We start from the raw sequence: 4720 nt of genomic DNA, 5'->3' as shown, positions 1-4720 counted from the left end.
GGGAGCCTGTCCGACCGGCTGGCGCAGCGGTTGAGCGCGCACCGCACCGCCGCGCTGCAAATCGAAGTCGCCCGGCATCCGCAAGTCGCGCTGGCCGCGCTGGTGCATGGCATGGTGCAGAGCGTCTTGCAGGACAACCACTACGGCCACGACTTGCCGCTGGGCGTGAGCCTGAAAGTGCAAGACCGGCTGGAAGGCATGGCCCCCGACTGGCCCGAGTCGCCCGCCGCCGTCGCCCAGCGCGAGTTGCAGCAGGTCGCGGGCGAAGCGCTGCCGCAGGACAGCGCCGAACTGTTCGTCGCGCTGCTGGCGATGGAGCAAGGCGAACTGGTGCGGCTGCTGGCGGTATGCGTAGCGGCGACCGTGGACGTGGTGACGCCTCGCGCCACTGCGCACCAGCCGGGCGCGGAACTGGCGCAGGCTGTGGGGCTGGACATGGCCGCATGGTGGCAGCCCACCGCAGACGGGTATTTCCAGCATGTGCCGAAGGCCGCGATTCTGGAAGCCGTGGGCGAGTTCGCACCGTCGCACGCTGCACGGCTGGCGAAGTTGAAGAAGGCCGACATTGCCAGCGAAGCGGAACGGCTGGCCGATGGTACGGGCTGGATGCCCGCCATCTTCCGCACCGAAAGCCCGCAACAGGACGCGCAGGCCGTGGCAGTGGATGCGGGCGCCGAAGCGCCGGAGGAAGTCGCCGCCGTGGCGGATGAGCTGCCGCAGGCCGAGGCACTGGCCGCGTGATCCTGCACCGCAGATAGCGCCCCGGTTCCGGCCGGGGCGCTTCACGCCAAGGATTCCTATCATGAGCCGCAACACCACGGACCGCCCGCGCATGGCGGCGATCTATGCCCCCGGTACGGTACGCGCCCGCCGCTGGCACGGCGATGGCGACGTGCGCGGCTACCGTCCGCCGCGTGGCTGGACGGCCCGCGCCGACCTGACCGACCTACATCCCATTACCGGCCACACCTTGCCGCGTGCCGCGTGGTGGATTGTCGAAACCAAGGAATAACGAGCAGCACCGGCCCCAAGCCGTTCCGCCTTGGGGCCGGTGGTCAAAAATCCGGGGCGTCGGTGGCCGCGCCCGGTTCCAACGTCGAAGTCAAAATCGCCCCGTTGCCGCCTTCGTCCAGGCGGCAACGGGGCGGACGTGCAAGTGCCTTGCACGCGACACGTCCATCGGTGCCCGCTGGCGCGGGCAAGGTTTCGATGGCGCCCCGCCGCAATGGGCGGGGCTTGTAGGGCTACGCCCCGGCTTGCTGCGGCAGGTTGTGCGATAGCGTGCCGTCCCCGACGCTGGCGATTCGCGCCTGTACGTCACGAAGGGCGATTCACCGACACGCCACCCGGCCTCGCTATGGAGCATCCACACCACGCCTCAAGCATGTGGTCGCGCGCTGCGGCAGGGGCGCTCTGGCCTTGTCGTCGGGGCTTTGACCTGGTTCGCGTCAGGGCGCAAGCCGGTGCAGCCGTCACGCGGGGATGCCGAGTCGGCCATGTCTCCTTTCGGGGGCGGGCGGCCCGTGCGTCCTTGGCTTGTCGTGAATCCTGGCGAGGGAACGGCTACGCCTTGGGCTTCATGGCCGCAACCTTCCAGCGAAAACAATTTCCCCGCCGCTGCGCGGCTTCCTCGCGCGGCAAATTCTTTTCGCTTCCAGGTTCTCCACGGTGTTGCGACCGCTGCGCGGTGCGGCCAGCCCATCCCCCGCCGGCCGGATCACAACAAGGACGCACTGGCGCGACCTTGTTCAACCCGAAAGGAGAAACATCATGGCTAACATCGGCACCTTCACCGCAGAGAAAGACGGCTTCACCGGCCAGCTCCGCACCCTGACCCTGAACGTCAAGGTCAAGCTGGTTCCCAACGACAAGGGCGACAGCGAGAACGCCCCCGACTTCCACCTTCAGGCGGCCGGCCACGAGATCGGCGCGGCGTGGAAGAAGACCAGTGAGGCCGGGCGCGAGTACCTGTCCGTGAGCATCGACGACCCTTCGTTCCCGGCGACGGTCTATGCCCGCCTGATCGAGAACGAGGACGGCACGCACGACCTGATCTGGTCGCGCAGCAAGCCCAAGGCAGCCTGACGGCCGCCCACCGCGCCCCGTCCATTGCGGCGGGGCGCCGTGCTGCTGGCGCAGCACGTCACGCACGCGCCTACGGCGTGTCGCGTTCCTTCAACACCGCCTCCAGCTCCTGGCGCACCTGCGCCAGAAGCTGATCGGCCCTGCGCGTGCTGTCGCCGGCATAGGCCAGCGTCAGCAACGTGAGCGGATGCACGTCCATGACCTCGCACAGCTCGGTCAGCTTGTGCATGGTCGGGCTCTTCAGGTCGCGCTCCAGCAAACTCAGGTAGGTACGGCTGGACACGTCGGAGAACGCTTCCTGGCTCAAGCCGCGCGCTTTCCTGACCGTCCGTATTGCTGTCGCCAATGAGTCTTTCGCCGCCACCTATGGTTTTCCTTAGAAAACCAAGATGACAGCCGATTGCGCACTATAGGGCTACAAACTATAGTGCGCATTTGGTGTCGTTGATTTCCGTATTCGTGCCTTTGCAGAAATCCGCATGGGCGGATTCCGACAGAATCTGGGAACCGCATCTGTGTCTTTCCTGGCCTGCGCAATTCCGCTTCCGCGTTTCCGTGCATGTACGGATTCGATGGCTTGCGCCTTCGTGCTTTCCCGCCAAAGCACGCATCCGCTTCGGCGGTTCCGCGCTTCGGTGGAAAATCGTATCCGTGCATCCTCGGATGCGTGGGGATTCGGGCCATGACCCAGCCGCTCGTCACCGCTGAACAGCGGGCGCAACTGCTCGCCGTCGGCGCGGCACGCGCCGCTGGCCGAAGCATCGACCCAATGCCGGCGGTGCGACTGTTCACCCCCGACGCGCACGCCACCTGGCTGCTGGCCGCGCTCGACCCGGCCGATGGCGATACGGCATGGGGGCTGATCGACCTGGGAATAGGCATGCCCGGCCTGGGCCATGTGAAGCTGTCCGATCTGGCGTCCATCGTCGGGCCGCACAAGCAACCTGTGATGCGCGATCGCTACTTCCAGCCCGTGCGGCGGCTGTCGGAGTACCTGCGGCTGGCCGAGGAAAACGGTTCGATCACCGACTGAGCAGTCCCAGCCAACGACGGCGCATTCTGACTATTTCAGTCTTACCCAAGACCTGATTGGTCTGAATCCGCACTCTTGCACCGAAGCGGTGCGCTTCTGATGCAAACAGTCATGATCTATGGCGCGGGCTGCTGCACGGTGCTCCATGCTGCGCACCATTTTTGTGGCGCGCAACCGTCGCATTCAGACGATTTCCGCAATGCCCTGGAGCCAATCGGTCTTGACACCGCAGTTACAGAGTACCCCGATTTCGATGACGACTTGATGGCGACTCGATAGCTCCCGCACAGCGGAATCCGTGGCGACGTTCCTGCTGAATGACAGGAGGCTGCGTCATGGCTGACCCGAGCGCCGAACACTGGTATCCGACCGCCGCGTATCTCTACATGCTGCACCTCGACGGCCCCGCGCTGGCGTGGGAATACCTGCGTCGCCACCCCGACTACCGCCGCGACTGGCTGCGCCGCCGCCGCCGGCCAGAGGCCGCCGCGCGCTGGGGACTGCGCCTGCTGGAAGATCCCGCCCTGGATGCGCGCGACGCGCACCCGGCCTGGTTCCCCGATCACGATGCGGTAGTGCAGCTCTACCCGGACGCCGACCCGCCGCCCGACGCGGTGGCTTTCGCGTTCTGGTGCCTTCCCGGCCAGAAGCACCTGATCCACGACGGCAAGCGCCTGGTGCTGCTGACACGCTGGCTGGGCTGCTGCCTGCGGCTGGTGATCGCTCCCGGCCTGGCCGACGGCATGGCTTACGCCTATGCCATTCGCGCCTGCGCCGCATCCTGCGGACGCTATCAGGCGCTGGCGGCCGAACTGGACAAGCTGGCCGCCGCTGGCGATGCAGCGCCAGCGGGAACGGCACGGTCGCGGCCGGCACCCGCTGCGCTGCTGGAGTTGAACACGCTCCAGGCGCTCGACGGCACCCTCGCGGGCGCGTCCCTGCGCGACGTGGCCGAAGGGCTGTTCGGCGTCGATGCTGTCGCCGCCGACTGGTACGCCGATAGCGCCTTGCGCGCCCGCGTGCGGCGACTGGTGCACCGGGGCGATGCGCTGATGCGCGGCGGCTATCGCCGCCTGGCACAGCTTCCGCCCGTTGCACAGGGACGCGCTGCATCCCCTGCAAAACGTCCCTGAGCAGGAAGCCTTGCTTTCTTGAAAGTGCCTCTATCCGGCCGCGTGGTGTGGCCGGGCTTGATGGAGGTACATCCCATGCGACCCGCTCCCTTGCGGCCTGCCGCCGCTGCTGTCGCTGCGCCCGTGCAGCCCCAACGCTACCTGACCAACGACGAAGCCGCCGAATACCTGCGTCTGTCGCCGCGCACGCTGGAGAAACAGCGCGTGATCGGCGGCGGCCCGAAGTTCCGCAAGTTCGGCCGCCGCGTCATGTACGCGGTGGCCGACCTCGATGCCTGGGCCGACCAGCGCAGCTACGAGGCCACGTCCGACCCGGAATATGCCGAGCGTCACGCGGGCGACTACCGTGATGGCCGCTGATCGTCGGCTCGCCGGTGGCCATCGTCATGTCCAGCCCATCGCTGCCGTCGGGGCAGCGATCGCAGCAGCGGGAACAGCTCGACCTGTTCCGCGCGCTGCCGGGCGACGG

General features: G+C 67.2%; 6 protein-coding genes and 1 pseudogene. 6 read left to right on the top strand and 1 reads right to left on the bottom strand.

All coding sequences use genetic code 11. The features are described 5' to 3' along the window. The 3 genes and pseudogenes from APY03_RS44485 to APY03_RS25785 form a co-directional block, all read left to right on the top strand. A pseudogene (locus APY03_RS44485) lies at positions 1-741 on the top strand (chromosome partitioning protein ParB); the annotation flags it as partial. A 61-nt stretch (positions 742-802) separates the two neighbouring features. Next, positions 803-1012, top strand: a complete 210-nt coding sequence (locus APY03_RS25790) for a hypothetical protein (protein ID WP_028240162.1) — start codon at positions 803-805, stop codon at positions 1010-1012. 758 nt (positions 1013-1770) lie between these two features. Further along, on the top strand, positions 1771-2085 hold the full coding sequence (locus tag APY03_RS25785; RefSeq protein ID WP_014646114.1) for a DUF736 domain-containing protein: 315 nt from the start codon (positions 1771-1773) through the stop codon (positions 2083-2085). A 70-nt stretch (positions 2086-2155) separates the two neighbouring features. On the opposite strand, the gene APY03_RS25780 is transcribed toward APY03_RS25785, so the two are convergent. Continuing rightward, positions 2156-2449 (bottom strand): helix-turn-helix domain-containing protein, encoded by a 294-nt coding sequence (locus APY03_RS25780; RefSeq protein WP_015476703.1) that lies wholly within the window; start codon positions 2447-2449, stop codon positions 2156-2158. Positions 2450-2767: 318 nt separating this feature from the next. Between APY03_RS25780 and APY03_RS25775 the strand changes: the two genes are divergently transcribed. The 3 genes from APY03_RS25775 to APY03_RS25765 all read left to right on the top strand — a co-directional run bounded on the left by APY03_RS25775 (position 2768) and on the right by APY03_RS25765 (position 4611). Next, positions 2768-3118 (top strand): DUF2958 domain-containing protein, encoded by a 351-nt coding sequence (locus APY03_RS25775; protein ID WP_015476702.1) that lies wholly within the window; start codon positions 2768-2770, stop codon positions 3116-3118. Positions 3119-3453: 335 nt separating this feature from the next. Further along, positions 3454-4251 (top strand): DUF2285 domain-containing protein, encoded by a 798-nt coding sequence (locus APY03_RS25770; protein WP_028240160.1) that lies wholly within the window; start codon positions 3454-3456, stop codon positions 4249-4251. 75 nt (positions 4252-4326) lie between these two features. Next, a complete protein-coding gene (locus APY03_RS25765; protein WP_026069907.1) occupies positions 4327-4611 on the top strand; it encodes a helix-turn-helix transcriptional regulator in 285 nt (94 codons plus the stop codon). The last annotated feature ends 109 nt before the right edge of the window (positions 4612-4720 follow it).

Origin of the sequence: Variovorax sp. WDL1 (genome assembly GCF_001541225.1) — a bacterium.
Classification (GTDB): domain Bacteria; phylum Pseudomonadota; class Gammaproteobacteria; order Burkholderiales; family Burkholderiaceae_C; genus Variovorax.
Note: the sequence above shows the minus strand (reverse complement) of the source record. Positions and strands in the feature narration are given on the sequence as shown.